The sequence below is a fragment of the Saccharopolyspora erythraea genome, assembly GCF_018141105.1.
Classification (GTDB): domain Bacteria; phylum Actinomycetota; class Actinomycetes; order Mycobacteriales; family Pseudonocardiaceae; genus Saccharopolyspora_D; species Saccharopolyspora_D erythraea_A.
In genome coordinates this window covers 2,110,683-2,133,873 of the sequence record NZ_CP054839.1, presented here as the reverse complement: position 1 = coordinate 2,133,873, position 23,191 = coordinate 2,110,683, and the positions used below count along the sequence as shown (strand labels likewise).

The following is a 23,191-nucleotide window of genomic DNA, read 5'->3' as shown; positions in this document are numbered from 1 at the left end:
TCGACGGGAATGTCGCGTGGGCGTACCCGGCTGCTGCCGAGTCTGCCAGTCCAGCGCGTGTCAGGCCGTCAGCGAAGCGACTCTTCGACGTCGGACAAGCCCATCAGGCGCAGTTCCTGGGCGATGTAGGAGGCCGCCTGCCTGGCGGCGGGGTCGCTCCAGCGCAGGTCGTTGATCCAGTCCGCCAGGTTGTCGGTGTTGACGTAGGGCTCACCGCCGGCGACGAGCTTCTGGATGTAGTGCCGGTTGGGCATGTCGGGGCTCTCCTGTGGGCACGTTGGCAGCGGCGCGGGGACTTCGGGGACCGCGCCGCGGGCGAGCGCACAGGTCCCTGGCGCGCTGGTCGCCGGGGGAAAGGACCAGCGCAGCACCCGTCACGCTCCAGGCGCTCACCCATTCCAGCGAAGGCTAGGAACTGCGAACACCCTGAGTAAAGAGTGTGCCGAAAAACTACCGCTGATCGCCGTCCATTCGGACGTACCTCACACCGGTTTCGTGCCGCTGCGTGTATGAGAGCGGTGCCAGTGCACTGCCTGCGCGTCGGTCAGCGAGGCGACCTGGTCGACCACCACCCGCAGCCGCGCGGCGTCGTCGGCCGCCCGTTTCCACGCCGCCGCCATCGCCGGGTCCAGCGACTCCGGCGCCCGGTCCGCGAGCACCTCGACCAGCTCGGTGAGCAGCGCCCGCTGGCGCTCCTGCATGCGCAGGCGTTCCGGATCGCTCATCACGTACCGCAGCGCGACGGCCTTGAGCACCGCGACCTCGCCGACCACCCGCTCGGGCACCACCAGGTCGGCGGCGTAGCGGGTGAGCACGCCCGCGCCGTGCTCGGCTACGGTGCCGCTCACCGCCGCCGAGGCGAAGCGGCCGACCAGTTCGCTGGTCAGGCGCTTCAGCGCGACCTGCGAGCGCAGCGAGCCGTCGTAGTCGAGCACGCCGGCCACGGCAGGCAGCTCGACCAGCCCTCCGGCGACGTCCTCCAGCAGGGCCAGCGCGTCACCTGCCGAGCGGCCGTCGCGCCAGAAGTGCTTGGCCGCCATCCGCACGATCTCTGCGCGCTCGTCCGGCCTGGTCAGCGAACGCAGCGAGATGCGCTGCGAGTGCACGCCGTCCTCCACGTCGTGCACGGAGTAGGCGACGTCGTCGGACCAGTCCATGATCTGGGCCTCCAGGCACCGGCGGCGCTCCGGCGCACCCCGGCGGAGCCACCCGAAGACTTCCAGGTCGTCGGCGTACACGCCGAACTTCGGGTTGCCCGGCTGCTTGGGCCACGGGTACTTGGTGGCCGCGTCCAGGCACGCCCGCGTCAGGTTGAGACCGCGCCCGGAGCCGTCGTCGGCGACCAGCTTCGGTTCGAGCCGGACCAGGATGCGCAGGGTCTGGGCGTTGCCCTCGAAACCGCCGATGTGCTCGGAGAGGTCGTCGAGCGCGCGCTCGCCGTTGTGCCCGAACGGCGGGTGGCCGATGTCGTGGGCCAGCCCGGCGGTGTCGACCAGGTCCGGGTCGGCGCCGAGCGCCTCGGCGATGCCGCGGCCGATCTGTGCGACCTCCAGGGAGTGGGTCAGCCGGGTCCGCGGCACGTCGCCCTCGCCGGGCCCCATGACCTGGGTCTTGCCCGCCAGCCGCCGCAGCGCGGCGGAGTGCAGGACCCGGGCGCGGTCGCGGGAGAAAGGGGTGCGGTCCTCGCGGGCCGAGCCGGGCAGCGCGGCTTCCTTCGGCTGCTCGGGGAGCAGGCGCCGAAGGTCGTGTTCGCGGTAGCCGGGCAGTTCTGCGCCCACTCGGTCGCTCATCGACCCAAGCCTACGGGTGCCCGCCGACAGATCGGGCACGTCGCGGGCCGGATCACCGCACGACCGGGCGGCCGCGTCAGCCCAGGCCGTCGCCGGTGAGCTCGGCCGGGGCGTGGGTGAGCCGGTAGTACAGCAGCGCCCCGGTCTCGCGGAAGATGTACTGGAACTGGATCTCGCGGGTCTGCACGATCGGCCCGGACCGCGTCGGCGAAGCCCAGGTATCCAGCCCGAAGTCGTTGGCCATCGTCCTGGCGCGCAGCGAGTGCCACGGGTCGCTGACGATCAGCGCGCTGCTCCAGCCGTGCTGACCGGCCAGCGCCGCCACGGCCCGCACGCTTCCCAGGGTGTCGCTGCCGACGTCGACGTCGGTTATCCGGTCGGCCGGTACGCCCTCCTCGACCAGCCACTTCTTGCCGGCCTGCGCCTCGGTGTACTTGTCGCCGGTCTGCCTGCCGCCGACCGTGACGATGTGGTCGGTCATGCCCTCGCGGTAGAGCTCGAGCGCCTGCTTCAGCCTCGCCTCGAGCACGTCCGAGGGCTTGCCGTGGTACTGGGCCGCGCCGAGCACGACCACCATGTCCACCGGCCTGCGCTCGTCGGCGCGGGCGACCTGCCACACCCGGAACGCGGTGCCGCCACCCACCAGCAGGGCGACCAGCAGCGCGCCGAGGACCACGCGCCGCAGGACCACGGCTAACCGGGGGCCCCCGGAACGACCGGCTCGAGAAGTACTCACATCGCGCATGATCCCAGATCCCCGATCCAAGGTCCGGCGGTGAGCGGACGGGCCTGCCGTGCGGCAGGCCCGTCCGCCCGCGGGTTCAGCAGCCGAGCAGCCGGACGGCCAGGTAGTCCTCCAGCTTGTCCATCGCCACCCGCTCCTGGGCCATCGTGTCGCGCTCGCGGACCGTGACGGCGTGGTCGGTCAGCGAGTCGAAGTCGACCGTGACGCAGAACGGCGTGCCGATCTCGTCGTGGCGGCGGTAGCGGCGGCCGATCGCACCGGCGTCGTCGAACTCGATGTTCCAGTGCTTGCGCAGGCCGGTGGCCAGGTCGCGCGCCTTCGGCGACAGCTCGGTGTTGCGCGAGAGCGGGAGCACGGCCACCTTGACCGGCGCCAGCCTGCGGTCGAGCTTGAGCACCGTCCGCTCGTCCACGCCGCCCTTGGCGTTGGGGGCCTGGTCCTCGTGGTAGGCGTCGACCAGGAACGCCATCATCGGACGGCCCACACCCGCCGCCGGCTCGATCACGTAGGGCCGGTACCGCGACTTGCTGGCCTGGTCGAAGTAGGACAGGTCGACACCGGAGTGGTTGGAGTGGGTGGTGAGGTCGAAGTCGGTGCGGTTGGCGATGCCCTCCAGCTCGCCCCACTCACCGCCGCCGAAGCCGAACCGGTACTCGATGTCGACGGTCCGCTTGGAGTAGTGCGAGAGCTTGTCCTTCGGGTGCTCGTAGAGCCGCAGGTTCTCCGGGTCGATGCCGAGGTCGGTGTACCAGCCCATGCGCTGGTCGATCCAGTACTGGTGCCAGGACTCGTCCTCACCCGGCTCGACGAAGTACTCCATCTCCATCTGCTCGAACTCGCGGGTGCGGAAGATGAAGTTGCCCGGGGTGATCTCGTTGCGGAACGACTTGCCGATCTGGCCGATACCGAACGGCGGCTTGCGGCGCGCGGTGGTCATCACGTTGGCGAAGTTGACGAAGATGCCCTGCGCGGTCTCCGGCCGCAGGTAGTGCAGGCCCTCCTCGCTCTCCACCGGGCCGAGGAAGGTCTTGAGCATCATGTTGAACTCGCGCGGCTCGGTGAACTGGCCGCGGTTGCCGCAGTTCGGGCACGGGACCTCGGAGAGGTCGCCCTCGGCGAGCTCCTTGCCGGTGCGCTCGGTGTACTCCTCGGCGAGGTGGTCGCCGCGGAACCGGTGGTGGCACGAGGTGCACTCGACCAGCGGGTCGTGGAAGGCGCCGACGTGGCCGGAGGCCTCCCAGACCGGGCGGGGCAGGATCACCGAGGAGTCCAGGCCGACGACGTCCTCGCGGCCCTGCACGACGGCCTTCCACCACTGCCGCTTGATGTTGTCCTTCAGCTCGACTCCGAGCGGGCCGTAGTCCCAAGCCGACCGGGTACCGCCGTAGATCTCCCCCGACGGGTAGACGAAACCACGGCGCTTGCAGAGATTGACGATCGTGTCGATCTTGTCGGCGGGCACGTTCACTCCGGAAATATCAGATGGTGTGGCCGAACGGGCTGGTCAAGCACGATGAGTGCTGAGTTTCCCAGCGTACCCATGCGTGCGACCGCATTGTCCGCCCCACCCCGCACGCCGCCGCGGGTACCCCGGGGTCGATGTGACGAAGCGCGGCCGGGCTACCCGTAGGATGGTGTGGGCAGAGCGCGTCGCGTTCGAGGCGGGTGCCCGACCGCGGACCGGGCGTCGTGCGGATCTGCCCGCTTCGATCAGGCGAGACAACGCCGGGAAGGACACCATGCCCGCTGTCACTCCGGACTCCGTCCCGCAGCCGGCCGGGCCGGCCGCCGGCACCGGGCATCCCGACCACGCCGAGGAGCACGTTCACTCGCCGGAGCGGGAGACGCGGCGCCCCGTGCCGATGCGGGACCAGCAGACCCTGGTGGAGGCCGGTGAGCTGCTGCGCGCGCTGGCCGCGCCGGTCCGCATCGCGATCGTGCTCCAGCTCCGCTCGGGCGAGCGCTGCGTGCACGAGCTCGTCGAGGCGCTCGGCGTCACCCAGCCGCTGATCAGCCAGCACCTGCGGGTGCTGAAGTCGGCGGGCGTCGTGCACGGCGAGCGGCACGGCAGGGAGGTCGTCTACCGGCTGGTCGACGAGCACCTGGCGCACATCGTGGTGGACGCGGCGACGCACGCCGAGGAGATCTCGGGCAGGCGGCCGCGTCCCACCGCGACGACCCGGACCATCGAACCGCACCGACAGGAGACGGAGACAGCGTGACCACCGGCGAGCGCTCCGCAGCCGGCGTACCGGGGCTGCGGGCCACCAGGCAACGAGCGGCGGTCGCCAAGCTGCTCAGCGAGGTCGAGGACTTCCGCTCGGCGCAGGAGCTGCACGAGCAGCTGCGGCGGCAGGGCGAGGGCATCGGGCTGACCACCGTCTACCGCACCCTGCAGACCCTGGCCGACGCGGGCGAGATCGACGTGCTGCGCACCGACTCCGGTGAGGCGGTCTACCGCCGCTGCTCCACCGATCATCACCACCACCTGGTGTGCAGGCACTGCGGGCGGACCGTCGAGGTCGCCGACCCGCCGGTGGAGAACTGGGCGGAGCGCATCGCCCAGGAGCACGGGTTCTCCGAGGTCAACCACACCGTGGAGATCATCGGCACCTGCCCGGAGTGCGCCGCCGCGCGCTGAGGCGTCAGTACTCGTACGGGTCGGCGGGGGCCGGGATGGTCCGGACGTCGGTGATGTCGACCGTCGGCACGTGCCCGTTGGCCTCTGTGGCGCTGCCGGGCCGGAGCACGCCGGTCACCTCGATCCAGGTGTCCGACGGCAGCGCGGCGGTCCGCCCGGCCGCCGGTCCCGCGAGGTCGGCCCGCACCGGCGCCGCGTCCGCCGCGCAGCAGCTGATCCGCATCCGGGCCAGCCGCACCGGCTCACCCTCCTTCTTCACGACGAAGCCCTGCAGGCGCACTGATCGGCCGTCGAGCGCGCCGCTGTCGTCCCACACCACCCGCGTGACGAACTCCGAGAGGCTCAGCAGCGGCGACGGGGCCGCGGGCAGGTCCTCGAACAGCGACTCGCGCGGCTTCTGCGGCGCGACGGCCCCGGCGCGGTCGACCGAGTCCGAGCCCAGCGCTGGCGGGGCGACCAGGAAGATCGCGAAGACGGGCAGGAGCAGCATCCACGGGCTGCGCGAGCCGTGGTCGTGGTCGTGCTCGTCGTGCTGGGCTCCGCCCGAGCGGATGTCGCGCACGATCGCGAACACCGCCAGCAGGACGATCACGCCGCCGGCCGCCACCAGCCACGGGAACAGGCCGGGCTTGACGTAGCGCAGGTAGGTGCCGCCGAGGGCGATCTTCAGAAGCGCACCGCCGAGCAGCAGCAACAGCAGGTTCTGGGTCTCGCGCCGCATCAGGCACCTCCGAGGAGCAACGCGCCGACGGCCACCGAGCAGCCGATCGCCACCACGAACGTCGCCGGGGCGAACCGGGCCGCGAACCGGCGGCCGAAGGTGCCCGACTGCAGGGCGATCAGCTTGATGTCGACCGCCGGGCCGACGACCAGGAAGACGAGCTTCGGGATGAGCGGCAGGCCCGACAGCGACGCCGCGACGAAGGCGTCGGCCTCGCTGCACAGCGCGAGCACGACCGCCAGCACGGCCATCACCAGCACGCCCAGCACCAGCTGACCACCCAGCGAGCGCATCCACTCCGCGGGCACCAGCACGTTGAACACCGCCGAGGTCAGGCCGCCCAGCACCAGGAACCCGGCCGCCTCGACGAGGTCGTGGCGGGCGGTCTCGGCGAACACCACCCAGCGGCTGCCCGTGGTGTGGCGGCTCTCCATCCGGCGCAGGGCACGCTCGGCGATCCACTCGGCTTTGCCCAGGCGGACCCACAGCCAGCCCATCACGCAGGCGGTGAGCATCGCGGCGAGGAAGCGCGCGAGCACCATCCGCGGCTCGGAGGGGAAGGCCACCGCGGTCGAGACCAGCACGATCGGGTTCACCGCCGGTGCGGCCAGCAGGAACGCCAGCGCCGCGGCGGGCGCGACGCCCTGCTGCATCAGGCGGCGGGCGACGGGCACCGAAGCGCACTCGCAGCCGGGCAGCGCGAGCCCGGCGACACCCGCGACGGGCACCGCCGCCGCGGTGTTGGCGGGCAGCATCCGCCGCAACGCGCCCGGCGGGACGAACGCCGCGATGAGACCGCTGATCAGCACCCCGAGGACCAGGAACGGCAGCGCCTGCACGCAGACGGCGACGAACACGGTCGAACCGGTGCGCACGGCGGGCACGTCCAGCATCGAGGCCAGCGGTGCCTGGAACACCACCGCGGCCACGAGCAGCACGCAGAGCACTTCGAGGGAGGTGATCGCGCGGCGCGGGCGCGCACGGTCCGGTGGCCGGGCGGTGGTGGTCACCGGACCATCCTGCCAGTTCGAACTGATAATCGTTCGCAGTAGGGCGAAGAAGGGACCGGGCCGCGCGGCAGCACCGCGCCGACCAGGGCCCGCAGAGCGCCCGCGCCTCTCCCCTCGCTACTTGGCGGCAGGTCCTTCGGTCTCGGCGAGCAGCTCGCCGCGCAACTGCGAAGCGGTCGAGACGACCAGCATCAGCAGCGTGCCGAGCGGTGTCGGGTCCATGCCCTGCGCGGGGAACGCGTAGCGCAGGGTGACGTCCATCCCGCGCTCGGTGCGGACCACGCCCAGCGTGCCGAACAGGCCCTGCCCGGCACGTTCGGCCGCGGACTGGGCGAGCTGGTCGCTGTGCGGCAGGTCCCAGGCCACCACGCAGGTCAGGCTCAGCACGGTCAGTCCCTCGGCGAGCTGCATCGCCTGCACCGCGCACGGCACCTCGGCGTGCCGGAAGGTCAGCGCGCCGTCGTCGTCGACGTGGACGTCGTGGTAGGTCTCCAGCGCCTCCTTGGCCGCGGTCATCAGCTCCGCGGTGGTGGCGGCCTCCTGGGTCATCGGGTGCCCTCCTGGGCGGTCTCGGTCGTGGGCGGGGTCTCCCCCGCCCCTTCACCGGCCTCCTGCGCGGCGCGGTCGATCGCGCCGCCGAAGCGCCGGTCCCGCCGCGCGTACTGCTCGCAGGCGCGCCACAGGTGCGTCCGGTCGACGTCGGGGAACAGCGTGTCCTGGAAGACCAGCTCGGCGTAGGCGGACTGCCAGAGCAGGAAGTTCGACGTGCGCTGCTCCCCCGACGGCCGGATGAACAGGTCGACGTCGGGCATCTCCGGCTGGTACAGGTACTTGGCCACCGTCCGCTCGTCCACCTTCTCCGGGTTGATCCTGCCTGCGGCGGCGAGCCTGGCGATCTCCCGGGCAGCGTCACCGACCTCGGCGCGTCCACCGTAGTTCACGCACATGGTCAGGTTCATGACCTCGTTGCTCCGCGTGCGCACCTCGGCGTCCTGCAGCTGCTTGACCACGCTGCGCCACAGCTTGGGCTTGCGGCCCGCCCAGCGCACCCGGACGCCGAGCTCGTCGAGCTCGTCGACGCGGCGGGCGATGACGTCGCGGTTGAAGCCCATCAGGAAGCGCACTTCCTCCGGGCTGCGCTTCCAGTTCTCGGTGGAGAAGGCGTAGAGCGAGAGCCACTTCACGCCGATCTCGATCGCGCCGCGCGCCAGCTCCAGCACCACCGCCTCGCCGCGCTTGTGGCCCTCGATCCGGGGCAGCCCGCGCTCGTTGGCCCAGCGCCCGTTGCCGTCCATGACGATGGCGACGTGCTGGGGCACGAGCTCAGGCGGCAGCGCGGGCGGGCGCGCCCCCGACGGGTGCGGATCCGGCGGCCGCACGCTCGGGTCGTCCTTGCCTCGGCCACGGCGTCGCAGCATGTGTTCGTACTCCTTCGTCGCCTCACCCTCTCCGCGGGCGAGGCGGGGTTGCGGTGTGCCGGACTGGGTCCTGCCGGTCCGCCATTGTCCCGGACGGTCCCCGTTCAGCCGTTCAGTGGTAGCCCGAAGCGGACCTCCGCGCGGTCGTCGGAGGCGAGCCTGCTCATGCCGGTCGCCCGGTAGAAAGCCTGGGCCCTGGTGTTGTCGACCCGCACCCCGAGCTGCACGCCGGGCGAGCCCGCGCGGGCCAGCTGGCGGAACAGCGCGTGCATCAGCTGCTTGCCCGCTCCCCGCCTCCTGGCGCCGGGGAGCAGGTTGATGTGCAGGTGGGAGGGGTAGCGGTCCAGGTGCGGCGGCACCATCAGCCGTGGCCGGTGCAGGAACGCCCGCAGCTGGCTGTCGGCGCTGCCGGCGTCGACCCGGCGGCTCGCCGGATGCGTCGCGGCGAACCTGGGCGCCCACTCGAACTGCCACCGCGCGTAGAACTCCTCGGTGTGCAACGCGGCGACCACGTAGCCCAGCACCGTGCCGCCGGACTCGGCCACGAACGCCAGCTCGGGCTGCAGCAGCAGGTACGGGTCGGCGAAGACGTAGGCCACCAGGTCCGGGTCGTCCAGGATCGGGTGCACCGGATCGCCCGCGTCGCCGGTCTGGACGCAGATCCGGTGCACTGCTCGGGCATCGCCCGGTCGCCAGCTCCGGACGATCAACCGTCCTCCCCGGCAGGCGAGGCCACCGGGTCCCGGGTCGCTCCCAGCTCCGCGGCGCGCTCGCGGATGATCTCGGGCACCTTCCACTCCGACCGCTCGACCAGCGGCAGCGAGCGGAGCTGGCGTTCCATGTGCCACTGCAGGTGCGCGGCGATCAGGCCGCTGCCCTCCCGCCGCACCGGCGTGGTGGCCGCCTCGGCCACCGCCCAGTCGCCGTGCAGCAGCGCCTCCAGCAGCGGCAGCGTCGCCGCCGACGGGCGCACCGACCCGGCGGGCCTGCACTCCGCGCAGACCGCGCCGCCCGCGGCGACGTTGAAGGCGGCGTGCGGGCCACGCGCGTTGCAGCGGGCGCACTCGTCCAGCGCCGGGGCCCAGCCCGCGAAGGACATCGCCCGCAGCAGGAAGGCGTCGAGCACCAGCGACGAGTCCCGCTCCCGGCCCGCCAGCGCCCGCAGGGCGCCGGTGGCCAGCAGGTAGAGCCGCAGGACGGGCTCGCCCTCCTCGGCGGCGAGCCGGTCGACGGTCTCCAGCACCGCGCACGCCGAGGTGTAGCGCTGGTAGTCGTCGACGATGTGCGCACCGAAGGCGTCCAGCGTCTGCACCTGGGTGATGACGTCGAGGGTGCGGCCGGTGTAGAGCTGCACGTCGATGTGGCAGAACGGCTCCACGCGCGCACCGAAGCGCGAGGTCGTCCGGCGCACACCCTTGGCGACGGCACGCACCTTGCCGTAGCGCCTGGTCAGCAGCGTGATGATCCGGTCGGCCTCACCCAGCTTCTGCACCCGCAGCACGACCGCGGAATCCCGGTAGAGGCTCACCTGCGCATCGTCTCACCTCTTCGGGCGTCGACGGGAGGCAAGGCACCGACCCGCGGCGGTGGTCTTACGGGGTATCCGCGGTCTCAATTCGGTCTTGGCGCACATGTGGGGACCGCCATGCAGCAGAATCCAAGGGATCTGACAGCGGCTCGCATTCGTCCAACCACCGACACGCGCCGCCTCGAAGTACCCCCGAGAGGACCCCGATGACCTACCCCCAGGACCCGCAGCCACAGGACCAGCCCGGATACCCGCAGCCGTATCCGCAGCCGGGGTACACGCAGAACCCCTACCACCATCCCGGGTATCCGCCGCCGTACCTGATGCCCAGGTACAACGGCCTCGCGATCGCTTCGATGGTGGTGTCGCTGGTCGGGGTCATCAGTTGCTACGGCGCGATCCTCATGGGGCCGGTCGGCGCCATCCTCGGGCACGTCGCCCAGGGCAAGATCAAGAGGGATCCGCAGCAGAACCTCGGCGGCGGCATGGCCATCACCGGGATCATCGTCGGCTGGATCACCTTCGGGCTCTGGGCTCTGCTGATCACCTTCGTGATCCTGGCGGCCTCCGGAGTGCTCGGCCCGGAAATCCAGGAGGAGTTCGACTGAGTTGTCCACTCCGAGCCGGTGTCGCCCTGGGTATCCCGGCTCAGACGTAGAGCCACTCGAAGGGCGGGAACGGCAGGTTGCGCACCACCGACCACACGGCGATGACGATCAGCGCCACCAGCGGCGACCAGCGCCAGTGCTCCCAGGTGATGACCCTGCGCCCCCGCCACCGGCCCAGCACCCACGCTCCCCAGGTCCACAGGAAGAACGGGACGAACACCAGGGCCACCGCGTTGTAGTGCAGCGCCGAGAGCACGTCACCGTGCAGCAGGCTGTAGACCATCCTGCTCGCGCCGCATCCGGGGCAGTCCAGGCCGAACAGCAACTTGACCGGGCAGGGCGGCAACGGGAACCCGGCGTCGGAGGTCGGGTCGGCGAACCAGACGACCGCGGCGGCCGCGCACCCCGCCAGCGCCGTCGCCGCCGGGAACAGCAGCGACCGGACGCCCCCTCCGCGCGGCGCGTGGCCTGCCGCGTCCGTCATTGGTGCCTCACAAGCCGCCGCTGACGCCGACGCCGATCACGCCGATGATGACGACGAAGTAGACGATGATGAAGAGCAGGTAGGCACCCAGGAGGCTGGCTCCGACGATGACGCCGATCTTGCCCCACTTCTTGGCCTCGGCCGCGCTGAACTCGGCCTGCTGGTAGAGCCCGCGCGCCCAGAGGTTGTTCACCTCCAGCGCCTTGATCAGCGCCGGGATGCCGAACGGCCAGCAGGTCAGCAGGCCGCCGATCGCCCAGCCGAGGTTGTTGACGATCGGCACCGGCCCGTAACCAGGCATCCCGTGGGGCGGCATCGGGTAGGGAGGCTGTGCCGGATACGGCTGCTGCGCCGGATAGGGCGCCTGGGCGTCCTGCTGCGCGAGGTAGGGCTCCGGGAGGTAGGCGGGCGCCTGCGCGTCCGGCTGTGCCGGAGTCTCCGCCGACGGCGTCTGCGCCGGCTCAGCGGAAGGGGTCTGCGAAGGCTCCGCCGGAGGGGTCGACGACGGCTGCGCCGGTGGTTCGACGGGATCGGACGAGGAGGTCATCTCGCGCTCTTTCGATGAGGACGAACCTGGCGGACCGGTGCCCGGTCGGCCCGTGCGCGCAGGGGCGCGACGAGCCGACCAGTGGGACCGGGGTGTTCTTAGTAGCTGCTCGCGGCGCCGAGGACGACCACGAAGATGATGACGTAGAAGAGGATGAGCAGGGCCCAGCCGGAGGCACCGACGATGATGCCGATCTTGCCCCACTTCTTGGCCTCGTCAGCGGCTTCCTGCGCCTGCTGGAACTGCCCCTGGGCCCAGAGGTTCTGCACCGAGGTGGCCTTGATGAGCGACGGGATGGCGAACGGCCAGCACAGGAAGATCGAGCCGATGCCCCAGCCGATGTTGTTGTTCGGCGGGGCGGCGCCGTAGCCGGGCTGCCCGTAGGGAGCGGGCTGGCCGTAGCCGGGCTGGCCGTAGGGCTGCTGCGGCTGCGGGCCCGAAGCCGGGTTGTAGCCGCCGGGCTGCTGGCCGTACGGCTGCTGCGGGTTGGGTCCGGACGGCGGACCGCCGTAGGGGGTAGTCACTTATGCTTCCTTCGACTCACGTTGAAAGACCGGTGGCCGGCCGGTGTTCGAGCACAGCCGGGCGGAACCGTACCTGAGACGAAGCGCTTTCACGTGCGGTTCCCGATATCTACACCGAACCGCAGCTAGAACCCGAGACGGCGCAGCTGCTTGGGGTCGCGCTGCCAGTCCTTGGCCACCTTGACGTGGAGATCGAGGTAGATCTTGCTGCCCAGCAGGGCCTGGATGTGCTTGCGGGCCTGGGAGCCGACGGCGCGCAGGCGCTCGCCGCCGCGGCCGATCACGATCGCCTTCTGGCTCTGCCGCTCGACGTAGATCACGGCGTGCACGTCGATGAGGTCGTCGCGGTCCTCGCGCGGCACCATCTCCTCGATGCCGACCGCCAGCGAGTGCGGCAGCTCGTCGCGCACGCCCTCCAGGGCGGCCTCGCGGATCAGCTCGGCGATGAGGGTGGTCTCGGGCTCGTCGGTCAGCTCCCCGTCCGGGTAGAGCTGCGGGCCCTCGGGCAGGCGGCCGACGAGCAGGTCGGCGAGCACGTCCATCTGGTAGGAGTCGACCGCCGAGCACGGCACCAGGTCGGCGAACTCCATCACCTGCTGCAGGGCCAGCAGTTGCTCGGCGACCTGCTGCTTGCCGACCAGGTCGGTCTTGGTGACGACGCCGATCACCGGCGTGCGCTTGGCCACCTTGGCCAGCTGCTCGGCGATGTAGCGGTCACCGGGGCCGATCTTCTGGTCGGCGGGCACGCAGAAGCCGACGACGTCGACCTCCGACCAGGTCTCGTAGACCAGGTCGTTGAGCCGCTGGCCGAGCAGCGTGCGCGGGCGGTGCAGGCCGGGGGTGTCGACGATGATCAGCTGGGCGTCCGGACGGTGCACGATGCCCCGGATCGCGTGCCGCGTCGTCTGCGGCTTGCTGGAGGTGATCGCCACCTTCGAGCCGACGAGGGCGTTCGTCAGCGTGGACTTGCCGGCGTTGGGCCGGCCGACGAAGCAGGCGAATCCGGAGCGGTGCGCGTCAAGACTGGTCACCGCACCATTGTGACCGTCCGGCGGCCGGCGACGCCCACGGGTGCGGCCACCGGCCGAGCCGCGGAACCGGGTGGGAGCGTGGCCACGCGTGAGCGAGCTCCGGCGGACAGCCGTACCGCGCGGGCACCACCGGCCGCGCGGCCCAGCAGTCCCGGGGTTCGTTTCCCAAGCGGCGCCACCCGCGCCGCTGCACAAACCCCGTCAGGCGTCCACGACGCCGACGACGTCGCCGCGCGCGTCCGCGCGCAGCACCGGCGCCTTCGCGCCGAGGTCGCGGACCGCGGCGACCGAGTCCGCGCCGACGGCGTCCGCGTCGGTCACGACCGCCGCGGCCTCCAGGCCCTCCGCGCCGCTGGCGACGGCCGTCGCCACCGCAGCCTGCAGCGCTGTCAGGCGCAGCGACGGCAGCTCGACGCTGCACGCGGCGTAGGTGCGGCCGTCGGTGTCGCGCACCGCCGCGCCCTCCGCCGCGCCGGTGCGGGCGCGCGCCGAGCGGGCCAGCGTCACGATCTTGGCGTCCTCGGGGTCGATGTCCTGCGGGGCAGCCGACTCGACGTGCTCAGCCACTGGTGGGGGTCCTTCCTGTGGGTCCTTCCGATCGCCCTTGCCGGAGGCAGGGCGTGCCTACTCGGCGTCGCGCAGCGGTGCGTGGTCGCCGGAGGAGCGTCGCACCAGCAGCGCGTTGATGCGGATGCGGCCTCGGTGGTCCTTGCCGCCCTCGGCGCGCAGCCGCAGCCCGGCGATCTCGGCCTCCGCCCCCGGCAGCGGCACCCTGCCGAGCCGCTGGGCGAGCAGGCCGCCGACGGTCTCTACCTCCGAGCCGTCGAGCTCGACCTCGAACAGCTCGCCGAGGTCCTCCACCGGCAGCCGCGAGCTGACCCGGACCGTCTCGTCGTCGATGCGCTCGATCGGCCGGTGCTCCTCAAGGTCGGACTCGTCGGTGATCTCGCCGACGATCTCCTCGATGATGTCCTCGATGGTCAGCAGACCGGCCGTGCCACCGTACTCGTCGACCGCGATGGCCAGGTGGCTGCGCGACTTCTGCATCTCCTTGAGCAGCTCGTCGAGGCGTTTGGTGTCGGGTACGAAGCTGGCCGGGCGCATCAGCTCGGCGACCGCGGGCCCTGCCTCGTTCGGTCTGCCCTGCTCGACGACCACCCTGGACAGGTCCTTGAGCGTGACCACGCCGACGATGTCGTCGACGCTCTCGCCGATCACCGGCACCCGCGAGAAGCCCGAACGCAGGCACAGCGCCAGCGCCTGGCGGACCGACTTGGTGCGCTCGATCCAGATGATCTCGGTGCGCGGCACCATCACCTCGCGGGCGATGGTGTCGCCGAGCTCGAACACCGAGTGGATCATCTCGCGCTCGCCCGGCTCGACCACGCCGCGCTCACCGGCGAGGTCGACCAGCTCGCGCAGCTCGACCTCGGAGGAGAACGGGCCCTCCCGGAAACCGCGGCCGGGGGTGATCATGTTGCCGATCAGGATCAGCAGCCTGGTCAGCGGGTTGAGCACCCTGGCCAGCGCTCGCACCGGGCCGGCCACGAGCAGACCCACCCCGTACGGGTGCTGGCGGCCGATGGTGCGCGGGCCGACCCCGATCAGCACGTAGGACACCACGAGCATGATCAGGATCGCGACCGCGACCGCGCGCCCGTCGGAGTTGGCGATGCGCAGCGCGACGACGGTGACGAGCACCGCCGCACCCATCTCGCACGCCAGCCGCAGGAGCAGCAGCAGGTTCACGTGCCGGGGCCGGTCGGCCAGCACCAGCGCGAGCTGCCTTGCACCGCCCCTGCCCTCGCGCACCAACTCGTCGACCCGCGCCCGCGACGCGGCGCCGATGGCCGAGTCCGACGCGGCGAACACACCCGCGGCCAGCACCAGCAGAACCGCCCAGACCATCAGCGCGATGGAACCGGAGAACACGACTACCGCCCTAGTGGAAATCCGTCACGACAACGCCTCAGTGCGTGCCAGGGCCGTCCTGCTCCTCAAGGCCGACCGCGCCGAGGACCGCGGAGTCGGCGCTGCGCTGCGCCTGCTCGCGCTCGGCCGCGGCCTTGGCCGTCCGGAAGTCGGCCAGGATCTGGTTCTGCAGACCGAACATCTCCCGCTCCTCCTCCGGCTCGGCGTGGTCGTACCCGAGCAGGTGCAGGACACCGTGCACGGTCAGCAGGTGCAGCTCGTCGAGCACGCTGTGCCCGGCCTTGCGGGCCTGGTCCTTGGCGAAGGCCGGGCAGAGCACGATGTCGCCGAGCAGCGCGGGCCCCGCACCTGCGGAGTCCGGGCGCCGGGACGAGTCGTACTCGTCCATCGGGAAGGCCATCACGTCGGTCGGACCGGGCAGGTCCATCCAGCGCTCGTGCAGGTCGGACATGACGTCCAGCTCGACCAGCACGATGGAGAGCTCGGCGAGCTGGCTGACGCTCATCTTGTCGAGCGCGAAGCGGGCGACCGAGACGATCGAGGGCTCTGGCACCTCGACGCCGGACTCGTTGGCGATCTCGATGCTCATGCGCGTCCCCGTCGCTGGCCGTTGCGCCTGCCGCCGGCCTCCTCGGCCTCGTTCTGGGCGTGCCAGCGGTCGTAGGCGTTGACGATGTCGGTGACCAGGCGGTGGCGCACCACGTCCTGGCTCTCCAGCATGGCGAAGTGCACGTCTTCGACGCCCTCCAGGATCTCGCGGACGACCTTCAGGCCGCTGCGCTGACCTCCGGGCAGGTCGATCTGGGTGATGTCGCCGGTGACCACGATCTTGGAGCCGAACCCGAGCCGGGTCAGGAACATCTTCATCTGCTCCGGCGTGGTGTTCTGCGCCTCGTCGAGGATGATGAACGCGTCGTTGAGCGTCCGGCCGCGCATGTATGCCAGCGGGGCGATCTCGATCGTGCCCGCCTGGGTGAGCTTGGGCACCGACTCCGGGTCGACCATGTCGTGCAGGGCGTCGTAGAGCGGGCGCAGGTACGGGTCGATCTTCTCGTAGAGGGTGCCCGGCAGGTAGCCGAGCCGCTCACCCGCCTCGACGGCGGGCCGGGTGAGGATGATCCGGTTGACCTGCTTGGCCTGCAGCGCCTGCACCGCCTTGGCCATCGCCAGGTAGGTCTTGCCGGTACCGGCGGGGCCGATGCCGAAGACCACGGTGTGCTTGTCGATGGAGTCGACGTAGCGCTTCTGGTTGAGGGTCTTGGGGCGGATCGTGCGTCCGCGCCGGGAGACGATGTCCAGGCTGAGCACGTCGGCGGGTGACTCGGCGTGGTCGGCCGAGAGCATCGCCACGCTGCGCCGGACGCTGTCCGGGGTGAGCGAGCCGCCCTTGGACACCAGCGTGATGAGCTCGGCGAACACCCGCTCGGCGAAGGCGACCTCCGCGGGCTCACCGGACAACGTCACCTCGTTGCCTCGGACATGGACATCGGCAGTCAGCAGATCCTCGATGACCCGGAGGTTCTCGTCCCTGGTCCCCACCAGCGCCAGCACCGCCGTGTCCGGCACGGTGATCCTGGACTGCGCCGTGGCGGTCTGCGTCGGCTGCTCTCCGGACTGGGCGGCGGCTCCACCCGCTGCGATTCCGGCCACGTGTATTCGGGCCCGCTTTCTGCGCGTGCGCGCGAGTCGTTCTGGTCAGGTCTGCTGGTTCCGATGGTAGAGCAATCCGCAGGCCGGTTGCGCCGACAACCGTCGAGCCTTCGCGCGCTCGCGGCGGCGGGGACACCTCCGGCGCCGCCGAGGGCTCACCCGGCGGTCTCAGCCGTGTGAGGGGCCTCCGGTCAGGCCGCCCATGCGCTCGCCGCCCAGCAGGTGCAGGTGCACGTGGAAGATCGTCTGCCCGGCGTCGGAGTTGGTGTTGAACAGCAGGCGGTACCCGGCCTCGGCGATACCTTCCTGCTCGGCGACCTCACCCGCCACACGCACCACCTCGGCCAGCAGGTCCGGGTCCTTTGCCGCGAGCTCGGCGGCGTTGCGGTAGCGCGTCTTGGGCACGACCAGCACGTGCGTGGGGGCCTGCGGGTTGATGTCGCGGATCGCGATGACACGGTCGGTCTCGCGCACCACGTCGGCAGGGATCTCGCCCGCGATGATCCGGAGGAACAGGTCGTCCATGTCGCTGTCGCTCATGCCCGCAGGTTATCCCGTCCGGCGCGGAGGAGTTGATCGGTTCGCCGCGGGACGCCGCGCCGCAGCTGGGTCTGGGGGTTGGCCAGCTGCGGCGCGACCCTCACCGGGCCGAGGGGGGAGGTGCCCGGCGAGGTGTCCAGGACCGCGTGCGTCACGCCGCGAAGCTGCGCACCGCAGTCCTCTCGCAACTGAGAGTATCGTTCAGTCACACGAACGCGCTACAAGTCTGGTGATTTTTTTCCGAACCCGCAAAATAATCGGCCAGAAACTGACAGAACGCTCAGACGTCCCAGCGGTGCGTGAGGACTCCGAGCGCACCCAGCGCCACCGCGGCGGCGGTCGACGCCCGCAGCACCGACGGCCCCAGCCGCACCGCCTGAGCACCCGCCTCGGTCAGCACCTCGAGCTCGTCCTCGCCGACGCCGCCCTCGGGGCCCACCACCAGCACGAGCTCGCCCTCGGCGGGCAGGTCCGCCGAAGCCAGCGGGGTCGGGGCCGACTCGTGCAGCACCACCGCGGCATCGGCCTCGGCCACCACCCGCGACAGCTGCCGGGTGGTGACCGGTTCGGCGACCTCGGGGGTCCACGGCCGCCGGGCCTGCTTTGCGGCCTGCGCCACCGTGCTGCGCCAGCGCCCCAGCGCCTTCGCACCGCGCGGGCCGTCGTCCCAGCGCGCGACGCAGCGGGCGGCCTTCCACGGCAGCACGCCGTCGACGCCCGCCTCGGTCGCCAGCTCCACGGCCAGCTCGCCGCGGTCGCCCTTGACCAGCGCCTGGGCCAGCGTCACCCGCAGGGCGGGCCGAGGCACCAGCCAGGTCTCCTCGACGTCCAGCTCCAGCGAGTCGCGCGTGGTGGAAGTCACCGAGCACCGCGCCATGCCGCCGCGGCCGTCCGAGAGCAGCAGGTGCTCACCGACGCCGATGCGCCGCACCGTGGCCGCGTGCCTGCCCTCGGGCCCCGACAGCGCAGCGCCGCCGACGGCGGGCAGCTCGTCGACGGAGAAGACCGCCAGCGACACCTCAGCGGTGCCCGAACGAGCGGAACCGCGAGAACAGCCCGTGCCGCTGCCCGTTGCCGTTGGCGGTGACCGTCGGCTCCGGCTGCTCCTCGCCGCGGATCGAGGCGAGCTGGCGCAGCAGCTCGCTCTGCTGCTCGTCGAGCCTGGTCGGCACCTGCACGTCGAGGTGGACGTGCAGGTCGCCGTGTCCGCTCACGCGGCCGTTGGACCGCAGCTTCGGCAGTCCGTGCCCGGTGAGCACGTGCTCGGTGCCCGGCTGGGTGCCCGGCTCGACCGTCAGCTCCTCCTCGCCGCTGAGCGTGTGCAGCCTGATCACGGTGCCCAGGGCGGCGGCGGTCATCGGGACCTCGACGTTGCAGTGCAGGTCGGCGCCGTCGCGGGTGAAGCGCTCGTGCGGCAGCTCCTCGACCTCGACGAACAGGTCGCCGGGCGGGCCTCCGCCCGGGCCGACCTCGCCCTCGCCCGCCAGCCGGACCCGCATGCCGTCGCCGACACCGGCCGGGATCTTGACCGTGATGGTGCGCCGGGCGCGGACCCGGCCGTCGCCGCTGCACTGCTGGCACGGGTCGGTGATGACCTCGCCGAAGCCGCGGCACACCGGGCACGGGCGGGAGGTCATGACCTGGCCGAGGAACGAGCGCTGCACCGACTGCACCTCGCCGCGGCCGCCGCAGGTGTCACAGGTCGACGGCGCGCTGCCTGCGCGGGAACCGCCGCCGTCGCAGGAGTCGCACAGCACCGCCGTGTCGACGGTGATGTCGCGGTTCACACCGCTGGCGCACTCCTCCAGCGTCAGCTCCAGACGCAGCAGCGCGTCGGAACCGGGCTGCACGCGGCTGCGCGGACCGCGGCCGCCGCCTGCCGCACCACCGCCGAAGAAGGCGTCCATGATGTCGCCGAGCCCGCCGAAGCCGGCGAACGGGTCGCCCCCGCCGGGTCCGGCGCCGCCGCCGTTGGACAGCGGGTCTCCGCCCAGGTCGACGATCTGGCGCTTCTTCGGGTCCGACAGCACCTCGTAGGCGGTCGTCACCTCGCGGAAGCGCTCCTGCGCGCCGTCGTCGGCGTTGACGTCGGGGTGCAACTCCCTGGCGAGCTTGCGGTAAGCCCGCTTGATCTGCTCCGGCGTAGCGTCCTTGGCCACCCCGAGGGTCCCGTAATAGTCCCTGGCCACCTTCTGAGTCTTCCTCTGCTCGATCGACGAGTTGCGGGCTGGCCCGGCCGCGAGTCACCGGCCGGCCAGGATCTCCCCCACATATGCTGCAACGGCGCGCACCGCCGCCATCGTTCCCGGGTAGTCCATCCGGGTAGGGCCGACCACGCCCATGCCACCAAGCACCATGCCATGCGAACCGTATCCGGTGGACACCACCGAGGTCGTCTGCATCTCCTCGGCCTCGTTCTCCATGCCGATGCGGACCGTGACGGTACGCGAGTCCCGCGCCGCGGCCAGCAGCTTGAGCACCACGACCTGCTCCTCGAGTGCTTCGAGGACCTGGCGCAGCGAGTTGGGGAAGTCGGTCACGTTGCGGGTCAGGTTCGGCGTGCCGCCGAGCACCATACGTTCCTCGGGGTGCTCGACCAACGACTCGATGAGCACGCTGCACACCCTGGTCATGGCGTCCCGCAGCTCCGACGGTGCCTGTTCGGGCAGCTCGGCCACGGCGGCGGAGGCGTCGGCCAGCCGCTTCTCGGCCATGGCCGAGTTCAGCACGGTGCGCATGCGCCCGACCTCGTCGTCGCCGATGACGTCGCCGAGGTCGACCATCCGCTGGTCGACGCGGCCGGTGTCGGTGATCAGCACCAGCATCAGCCGGGCCGGGGTGATCGGGACCACCTCGACGTGCCGGACCGTCGAGCGGGTCAGCGTCGGGTACTGCACCACCGCGACCTGCTGGGTCAGCTGGGCCAGCAGGCGCACGCTGCGGCGCATCACGTCGTCGAGGTCGAGCGCACCGTCGAGGAACGCCTGGATGGCCCTGCGCTCGGCGCCGGTGAGCGGCTTGATCTCGTGCAGCCGGTCCACGAAGAGCCGGTAGCCCTTGTCGGTCGGGATCCGGCCCGCGCTGGTGTGCGGCTGGGCGATCAGGCCCTCCTCCTCCAGCGTCGCCATGTCGTTGCGCACGGTGGCGCTGGACACGCCGAGGTTGTGGCGGTCGACGAGCGCCTTCGAACCGACCGGCTCGTTCGTGGACACGTAGTCGGCCACGATCGCACGCAGCACCTCGAAGCGGCGCTGGTCAGCGTTCACCGTCGTCACCTCCTGACCTCCTGTCCGAAACCAGCCGCTGCGCACCGTCACCGGTGCCCCGCCTGTCGAGTTTACGGTGCTCGCGCACCGTGGCCGAGCACCGCGGCGCGCGGCCGGTAACCTCCGCTGGCGACGACAGGACCGACGACCCCGCCGCGGCCCCGCCGCGCCCGGGAGGTGCCACCAGCCGTGATCTTCAAAGACGTCCGCGAGGGGCGGCCCTACCCGGAGCACCACCTGACCACCAACGACTGGTCCAAGATCCCACCCCGCCAGGTGCGGATGGAAGAGCTGGTCACCACGACCAAGGTCCTCAAGCTCGACCGGCTGCTCAGCCCGGACTCGACCTTCTTCGGCGACCTCTTCCCGCACGCCGTGCAGTGGCGTGGGGAGCTGTACCTGGAGGACGGCCTGCACCGCGCCCTGCGCGCGGCCCTGCACCAGCGCACGGTCCTGCACGTCCGGGTGCTGGAGCTGGACGCCTACCGCCGTTGATGAGTGCGGCGGCCGAACGCTGGTGCCACTTCGGTACCAAAATCGGTACCATCGACAACATGGCACTCAACCTGCGCCTTCGCCCAGAGGTGGAAGCGGCTCTGCGCGCCGAGGCGGAGCGTTCCGGTCGTTCCCAGCAGGATCTGCTCCGCGAAGCGGTCGACCGGTATCTGGGCCTGGCGGGCGAACCCGCGCAAGAGTGGGACCACCTGATCAGTTCCGGGAAGGTACTGCCTCCCCGGGGCGCGTACCGGAAGGTCATCCCGACCAGGAAGCTGCCTGATGGGCAGAGCACCGCGGATCTGCTCGACCGCGAGGACCGCTTCTGATGCGCGTTTACGTGGACAGCAGCGCGATCCTCAAGCGCGCGTTCCTGGAAGCGGAGTCCCTGCCGCTGGCGGAAGAGATCGACCGCCTCCATCTCGACAAGGCCCTTCTGGTGTCCACTTCCCTGGCCTGGACCGAGGTCGCGCGCGCCCTTCGCAACCGGGTGGGCGCCACTTACCAGGAGATCGCCGATGACCTGCGAACGGCGATGCTCGGCATCGCCGAGCATCCGCTGGACTTCGAGATCATGAATTTCGCACGCCGGGTCGAACCGAACCGGCTGCGCTCACTCGACGCGATCCACCTCGCCGCCGCCATCGCGCTCGACGCCGACCTGATGATCACCTACGACGCCCGCCTGGCCGAAGCCACGACCGCCAACGGGATCCGGGTCAGCTCCCCCGCGTGAGCTCACCCGCACCGACGGATCCGCCCTGCGTGCGGATGGTCACACCTTCACGTGATCAGGCGCTGGATCACGCCGTCGGCGAGGAGGCGGCCGCGGTCGGTGAGCACGCAGCGGCCCGCCGCGAGGGCGTCCACGCGAAGGAGGCCGTCGGCGACGGCCTCCTTCGCCGCCACCCGGCCCGCTTCGTCGAGAACCGCCAGGGGCAGCCCGGAGGCCAGCCGCAGCTCCAGCATCACGCGCTCGATCCGCTGGTCCTCCGGGTCGAGGAGCTCGCGCGCCAGCGCCGGTGAGGCGCCCTCGGCCAGCAGTGCCGAGTAGCGCGCCGGGTGCTTGACGTTCCACCACCGCACGCCGCCGACGTGGCTGTGCGCGCCGGGACCGGCGCCCCACCAGTCGCCGCCCTGCCAGTAACCGATGTTGTGCATGCAGCGTGCGGCGTCGTCGCGCGCCCAGTTCGACACCTCGTACCAGTGCAGCCCCGCGCCGCCGAGGAACTCGTCCAGCAGTTCGTAGCGGTCGGCCAGCACGTCGTCGTCGGGCATCGGCAGGTCGCCGCGCCGCACCTTGCGGGCCATCGCGGTGCCGTCCTCCACGATGAGCGAGTACGCCGAGACGTGGTCGACCCCGGCTTCGAGCACCGCGTCGAGCGAGGCGCGCAGGTCGTCGTCGGTCTCCCCTGGCGTCCCGTAGATCAGGTCCAGGTTGACGTGGCCGAACCCGGCGGCCCGCGCCTCCCGGGCGGCCGCGACCGCCCGCCCCGGGGTGTGCCTGCGCTCCAGCACCCGCAGCACGTGCGGGGCGGCCGACTGCATGCCCAGCGAGACCCGTGTGTAGCCCGCCGCGGCGATCCCCTCGAAGAACTCCGGGGAGGTCGACTCCGGGTTCGACTCCGTGGTGACCTCGGCTCCGTCGGCCAGCCCGAACGACGAGCGCACCGCGTCGAGGACCTCGCCCAGCCGCTCCGCTCCGAGCAGCGACGGCGTGCCGCCGCCCACGAACACCGTTCCGGCCGCCGGGACCGGCTCGCCGCCGGCGTCGAGTGCCCGGGACCCGAGGTCGAGCTCCGCGCGCAGGCCCTCCAGCCAGCTACCGAAGCCGGCCGAGGAGCCCAGCTCGTCGGCGGTGTAGGTGTTGAAGTCGCAGTAGCCGCACCTGGTGGCGCAGAACGGCACGTGGACGTACACGCCGAACGGCCGCGAACCGAGGCCCGCCAGGGCGCTCGGTGGCAGGGCGCCGTCGCTGGGAGCCGGTTCGCCAGGGGGTGGTCGGGAAGGCACGGCTCCAGTGTTCCAGAGCCCGGCTAAACCGGTTTCCGGAGCGTTGCGCCACTGTTCCGGCACAAAAAATGTGACCGAACTCAAGGCCGTCCCACCATGCGGATGCGCTTTGTCCAGCCGCTGAGCACGTGTCACGCTTACCTGCATGGTGACCGTGACGGAGGTGCTGCTGACCTCCCGCCGCTACGTGGACCTGCGGCGGGTCTCCAGCGCCCTGTGCCGTTGCACGGACTGATCCCGCCGCCGCG

General features: G+C 71.4%; 30 protein-coding genes. 7 read left to right on the top strand and 23 right to left on the bottom strand.

The window, feature by feature from the left end; genetic code table 11:
• Nucleotides 1–68 precede the first annotated feature (68 nt).
• The 4 genes from HUO13_RS09880 to HUO13_RS09865 form a co-directional block, all read right to left on the bottom strand.
• Nucleotides 69–254, bottom strand: coding sequence for a hypothetical protein (locus HUO13_RS09880; protein WP_009948025.1), 186 nt, complete (start codon nucleotides 252–254; stop codon nucleotides 69–71).
• Nucleotides 255–482: 228 nt separating this feature from the next.
• A complete protein-coding gene (locus HUO13_RS09875; RefSeq protein WP_211901124.1) occupies nucleotides 483–1,790 on the bottom strand; it encodes a deoxyguanosinetriphosphate triphosphohydrolase in 1,308 nt (435 codons plus the stop codon).
• A gap of 76 nt (nucleotides 1,791–1,866) precedes the next feature.
• Nucleotides 1,867–2,535 carry a YdcF family protein gene (locus HUO13_RS09870; RefSeq protein WP_249124590.1) on the bottom strand — a complete coding sequence of 223 codons (669 nt, stop codon included), beginning with the start codon at nucleotides 2,533–2,535 and terminating at the stop codon, nucleotides 1,867–1,869.
• Between the two features lie 76 nt (nucleotides 2,536–2,611).
• Nucleotides 2,612–3,997, bottom strand: coding sequence for a glycine--tRNA ligase (locus HUO13_RS09865; RefSeq protein WP_211902780.1), 1,386 nt, complete (start codon nucleotides 3,995–3,997; stop codon nucleotides 2,612–2,614).
• 277 nt (nucleotides 3,998–4,274) lie between these two features.
• Between HUO13_RS09865 and HUO13_RS09860 the strand changes: the two genes are divergently transcribed.
• Both HUO13_RS09860 and HUO13_RS09855 read left to right on the top strand, forming a co-directional pair.
• Nucleotides 4,275–4,757, top strand: a complete 483-nt coding sequence (locus HUO13_RS09860) for an ArsR/SmtB family transcription factor (RefSeq protein ID WP_211901123.1) — start codon at nucleotides 4,275–4,277, stop codon at nucleotides 4,755–4,757.
• Complete coding sequence (locus tag HUO13_RS09855; RefSeq protein WP_211901122.1) at nucleotides 4,754–5,176, top strand: Fur family transcriptional regulator; 423 nt, start codon at nucleotides 4,754–4,756, stop codon at nucleotides 5,174–5,176. Before HUO13_RS09860 ends, HUO13_RS09855 begins: the two co-directional genes overlap by 4 nt.
• A 4-nt stretch (nucleotides 5,177–5,180) precedes the next feature.
• Here the strand turns inward: HUO13_RS09855 and HUO13_RS09850 are convergent, their stop codons facing one another.
• The 6 genes from HUO13_RS09850 to recO form a co-directional block, all read right to left on the bottom strand.
• A complete protein-coding gene (locus HUO13_RS09850; protein ID WP_211901121.1) occupies nucleotides 5,181–5,897 on the bottom strand; it encodes a TIGR03943 family putative permease subunit in 717 nt (238 codons plus the stop codon).
• Nucleotides 5,897–6,907 carry a permease gene (locus HUO13_RS09845; protein ID WP_211901120.1) on the bottom strand — a complete coding sequence of 337 codons (1,011 nt, stop codon included), beginning with the start codon at nucleotides 6,905–6,907 and terminating at the stop codon, nucleotides 5,897–5,899. The genes HUO13_RS09850 and HUO13_RS09845 overlap by 1 nt, the downstream gene beginning before the upstream one ends.
• 117 nt (nucleotides 6,908–7,024) lie before the next feature.
• The gene (locus HUO13_RS09840) at nucleotides 7,025–7,456 is read right to left on the bottom strand and encodes a hypothetical protein (RefSeq protein ID WP_211901119.1); all 432 of its coding nucleotides are present in this window, start codon (nucleotides 7,454–7,456) and stop codon (nucleotides 7,025–7,027) included.
• Nucleotides 7,453–8,325, bottom strand: coding sequence for an isoprenyl transferase (locus HUO13_RS09835; RefSeq protein ID WP_211901118.1), 873 nt, complete (start codon nucleotides 8,323–8,325; stop codon nucleotides 7,453–7,455). Before HUO13_RS09835 ends, HUO13_RS09840 begins: the two co-directional genes overlap by 4 nt.
• Nucleotides 8,326–8,429: 104 nt before the next feature.
• Entirely contained in the window at nucleotides 8,430–9,035 is a 606-nt protein-coding gene (locus tag HUO13_RS09830; protein ID WP_249124588.1) for a GNAT family N-acetyltransferase, read from the bottom strand.
• A complete protein-coding gene (recO, locus tag HUO13_RS09825; protein ID WP_211901117.1) occupies nucleotides 9,032–9,853 on the bottom strand; it encodes a DNA repair protein RecO in 822 nt (273 codons plus the stop codon). The genes HUO13_RS09830 and recO overlap by 4 nt, the downstream gene beginning before the upstream one ends.
• 206 nt (nucleotides 9,854–10,059) lie before the next feature.
• On the opposite strand from recO, the gene HUO13_RS09820 reads away from it, so the two are divergent.
• A complete protein-coding gene (locus HUO13_RS09820) occupies nucleotides 10,060–10,461 on the top strand; it encodes a DUF4190 domain-containing protein (protein ID WP_211901116.1) in 402 nt (133 codons plus the stop codon).
• A 40-nt stretch (nucleotides 10,462–10,501) separates the two neighbouring features.
• Here HUO13_RS09820 and HUO13_RS09815 read toward each other — a convergent pair whose 3' ends face one another.
• From HUO13_RS09815 to hrcA, 12 genes are all read right to left on the bottom strand, one after another.
• The gene (locus HUO13_RS09815; protein WP_211901115.1) at nucleotides 10,502–10,945 is read right to left on the bottom strand and encodes a DUF2752 domain-containing protein; all 444 of its coding nucleotides are present in this window, start codon (nucleotides 10,943–10,945) and stop codon (nucleotides 10,502–10,504) included.
• Between the two features lie 7 nt (nucleotides 10,946–10,952).
• A complete protein-coding gene (locus HUO13_RS09810; protein ID WP_211901114.1) occupies nucleotides 10,953–11,492 on the bottom strand; it encodes a CD225/dispanin family protein in 540 nt (179 codons plus the stop codon).
• Between the two features lie 98 nt (nucleotides 11,493–11,590).
• Complete coding sequence (locus tag HUO13_RS09805) at nucleotides 11,591–12,016, bottom strand: CD225/dispanin family protein (protein ID WP_211901113.1); 426 nt, start codon at nucleotides 12,014–12,016, stop codon at nucleotides 11,591–11,593.
• Between the two features lie 125 nt (nucleotides 12,017–12,141).
• The gene (gene era, locus HUO13_RS09800) at nucleotides 12,142–13,047 is read right to left on the bottom strand and encodes a GTPase Era (RefSeq protein WP_211901112.1); all 906 of its coding nucleotides are present in this window, start codon (nucleotides 13,045–13,047) and stop codon (nucleotides 12,142–12,144) included.
• A gap of 201 nt (nucleotides 13,048–13,248) precedes the next feature.
• Nucleotides 13,249–13,614, bottom strand: a complete 366-nt coding sequence (locus HUO13_RS09795) for a cytidine deaminase (RefSeq protein ID WP_211901111.1) — start codon at nucleotides 13,612–13,614, stop codon at nucleotides 13,249–13,251.
• Nucleotides 13,615–13,671: 57 nt separating this feature from the next.
• Nucleotides 13,672–14,979, bottom strand: coding sequence for a hemolysin family protein (locus HUO13_RS09790; protein WP_249124587.1), 1,308 nt, complete (start codon nucleotides 14,977–14,979; stop codon nucleotides 13,672–13,674).
• A gap of 37 nt (nucleotides 14,980–15,016) precedes the next feature.
• The gene (gene ybeY / locus HUO13_RS09785) at nucleotides 15,017–15,568 is read right to left on the bottom strand and encodes an rRNA maturation RNase YbeY (RefSeq protein ID WP_211901110.1); all 552 of its coding nucleotides are present in this window, start codon (nucleotides 15,566–15,568) and stop codon (nucleotides 15,017–15,019) included.
• Nucleotides 15,565–16,629: a PhoH family protein gene (locus HUO13_RS09780; protein WP_211901109.1), complete on the bottom strand. Its 1,065-nt coding sequence runs from the start codon at nucleotides 16,627–16,629 to the stop codon at nucleotides 15,565–15,567. The genes ybeY and HUO13_RS09780 overlap by 4 nt, the downstream gene beginning before the upstream one ends.
• 168 nt (nucleotides 16,630–16,797) lie before the next feature.
• Entirely contained in the window at nucleotides 16,798–17,169 is a 372-nt protein-coding gene (locus tag HUO13_RS09775) for a histidine triad nucleotide-binding protein (RefSeq protein WP_211901108.1), read from the bottom strand.
• Between the two features lie 280 nt (nucleotides 17,170–17,449).
• On the bottom strand, nucleotides 17,450–18,187 hold the full coding sequence (locus HUO13_RS09770) for a 16S rRNA (uracil(1498)-N(3))-methyltransferase (protein ID WP_211901107.1): 738 nt from the start codon (nucleotides 18,185–18,187) through the stop codon (nucleotides 17,450–17,452).
• Between the two features lies 1 nt (nucleotide 18,188).
• Nucleotides 18,189–19,358, bottom strand: a complete 1,170-nt coding sequence (dnaJ, locus tag HUO13_RS09765; protein ID WP_211901106.1) for a molecular chaperone DnaJ — start codon at nucleotides 19,356–19,358, stop codon at nucleotides 18,189–18,191.
• A gap of 54 nt (nucleotides 19,359–19,412) precedes the next feature.
• On the bottom strand, nucleotides 19,413–20,435 hold the full coding sequence (hrcA, locus tag HUO13_RS09760; protein ID WP_011873372.1) for a heat-inducible transcriptional repressor HrcA: 1,023 nt from the start codon (nucleotides 20,433–20,435) through the stop codon (nucleotides 19,413–19,415).
• A gap of 189 nt (nucleotides 20,436–20,624) precedes the next feature.
• Here hrcA and HUO13_RS09755 point away from each other — a divergent pair, with 189 nt between their 5' ends.
• The 3 genes from HUO13_RS09755 to HUO13_RS09745 are packed head-to-tail and all read left to right on the top strand — an operon-like array spanning nucleotide 20,625 to nucleotide 21,666.
• A complete protein-coding gene (locus tag HUO13_RS09755; protein ID WP_211901104.1) occupies nucleotides 20,625–20,930 on the top strand; it encodes a type II toxin-antitoxin system VapB family antitoxin in 306 nt (101 codons plus the stop codon).
• Entirely contained in the window at nucleotides 20,930–21,259 is a 330-nt protein-coding gene (locus tag HUO13_RS09750; RefSeq protein WP_211901103.1) for a CopG family transcriptional regulator, read from the top strand. The genes HUO13_RS09755 and HUO13_RS09750 overlap by 1 nt, the downstream gene beginning before the upstream one ends.
• Nucleotides 21,259–21,666, top strand: a complete 408-nt coding sequence (locus HUO13_RS09745) for a PIN domain-containing protein (RefSeq protein ID WP_211901101.1) — start codon at nucleotides 21,259–21,261, stop codon at nucleotides 21,664–21,666. The genes HUO13_RS09750 and HUO13_RS09745 overlap by 1 nt, the downstream gene beginning before the upstream one ends.
• Nucleotides 21,667–21,713: 47 nt before the next feature.
• On the opposite strand, the gene hemW is transcribed toward HUO13_RS09745, so the two are convergent.
• Entirely contained in the window at nucleotides 21,714–22,943 is a 1,230-nt protein-coding gene (gene hemW, locus HUO13_RS09740; RefSeq protein ID WP_211901100.1) for a radical SAM family heme chaperone HemW, read from the bottom strand.
• Between the two features lie 145 nt (nucleotides 22,944–23,088).
• Between hemW and HUO13_RS38250 the strand changes: the two genes are divergently transcribed.
• The gene (locus tag HUO13_RS38250) at nucleotides 23,089–23,178 is read left to right on the top strand and encodes a putative leader peptide (RefSeq protein ID WP_021341786.1); all 90 of its coding nucleotides are present in this window, start codon (nucleotides 23,089–23,091) and stop codon (nucleotides 23,176–23,178) included.
• Nucleotides 23,179–23,191: the final 13 nt, after the last annotated feature.

Bases quoted from the DNA above. Each gene is read 5' to 3' on its own strand.
- HUO13_RS09880 (WP_009948025.1), bottom strand. From the start codon at position 254: ATGCCCAACCGGCACTACATCCAGAAGCTCGTCGCCGGCGGTGAGCCC.
- HUO13_RS09875 (WP_211901124.1), bottom strand. From the start codon at position 1,790: ATGAGCGACCGAGTGGGCGCAGAACTGCCCGGCTACCGCGAACACGAC.
- HUO13_RS09870 (WP_249124590.1), bottom strand. From the start codon at position 2,535: ATGCGCGATGTGAGTACTTCTCGAGCCGGTCGTTCCGGGGGCCCCCGG.
- HUO13_RS09860 (WP_211901123.1), top strand. From the start codon at position 4,275: ATGCCCGCTGTCACTCCGGACTCCGTCCCGCAGCCGGCCGGGCCGGCC.
- HUO13_RS09850 (WP_211901121.1), bottom strand. From the start codon at position 5,897: ATGCGGCGCGAGACCCAGAACCTGCTGTTGCTGCTGCTCGGCGGTGCG.
- HUO13_RS09840 (WP_211901119.1), bottom strand. From the start codon at position 7,456: ATGACCCAGGAGGCCGCCACCACCGCGGAGCTGATGACCGCGGCCAAG.
- HUO13_RS09835 (WP_211901118.1), bottom strand. From the start codon at position 8,325: ATGCTGCGACGCCGTGGCCGAGGCAAGGACGACCCGAGCGTGCGGCCG.
- HUO13_RS09820 (WP_211901116.1), top strand. From the start codon at position 10,060: ATGACCTACCCCCAGGACCCGCAGCCACAGGACCAGCCCGGATACCCG.
- HUO13_RS09815 (WP_211901115.1), bottom strand. From the start codon at position 10,945: ATGACGGACGCGGCAGGCCACGCGCCGCGCGGAGGGGGCGTCCGGTCG.
- HUO13_RS09810 (WP_211901114.1), bottom strand. From the start codon at position 11,492: ATGACCTCCTCGTCCGATCCCGTCGAACCACCGGCGCAGCCGTCGTCG.
- ybeY (WP_211901110.1), bottom strand. From the start codon at position 15,568: ATGAGCATCGAGATCGCCAACGAGTCCGGCGTCGAGGTGCCAGAGCCC.
- HUO13_RS09775 (WP_211901108.1), bottom strand. From the start codon at position 17,169: ATGAGCGACAGCGACATGGACGACCTGTTCCTCCGGATCATCGCGGGC.
- HUO13_RS09750 (WP_211901103.1), top strand. From the start codon at position 20,930: ATGAGTGCGGCGGCCGAACGCTGGTGCCACTTCGGTACCAAAATCGGT.
- HUO13_RS09745 (WP_211901101.1), top strand. From the start codon at position 21,259: ATGCGCGTTTACGTGGACAGCAGCGCGATCCTCAAGCGCGCGTTCCTG.
- HUO13_RS38250 (WP_021341786.1), top strand. From the start codon at position 23,089: ATGGTGACCGTGACGGAGGTGCTGCTGACCTCCCGCCGCTACGTGGAC.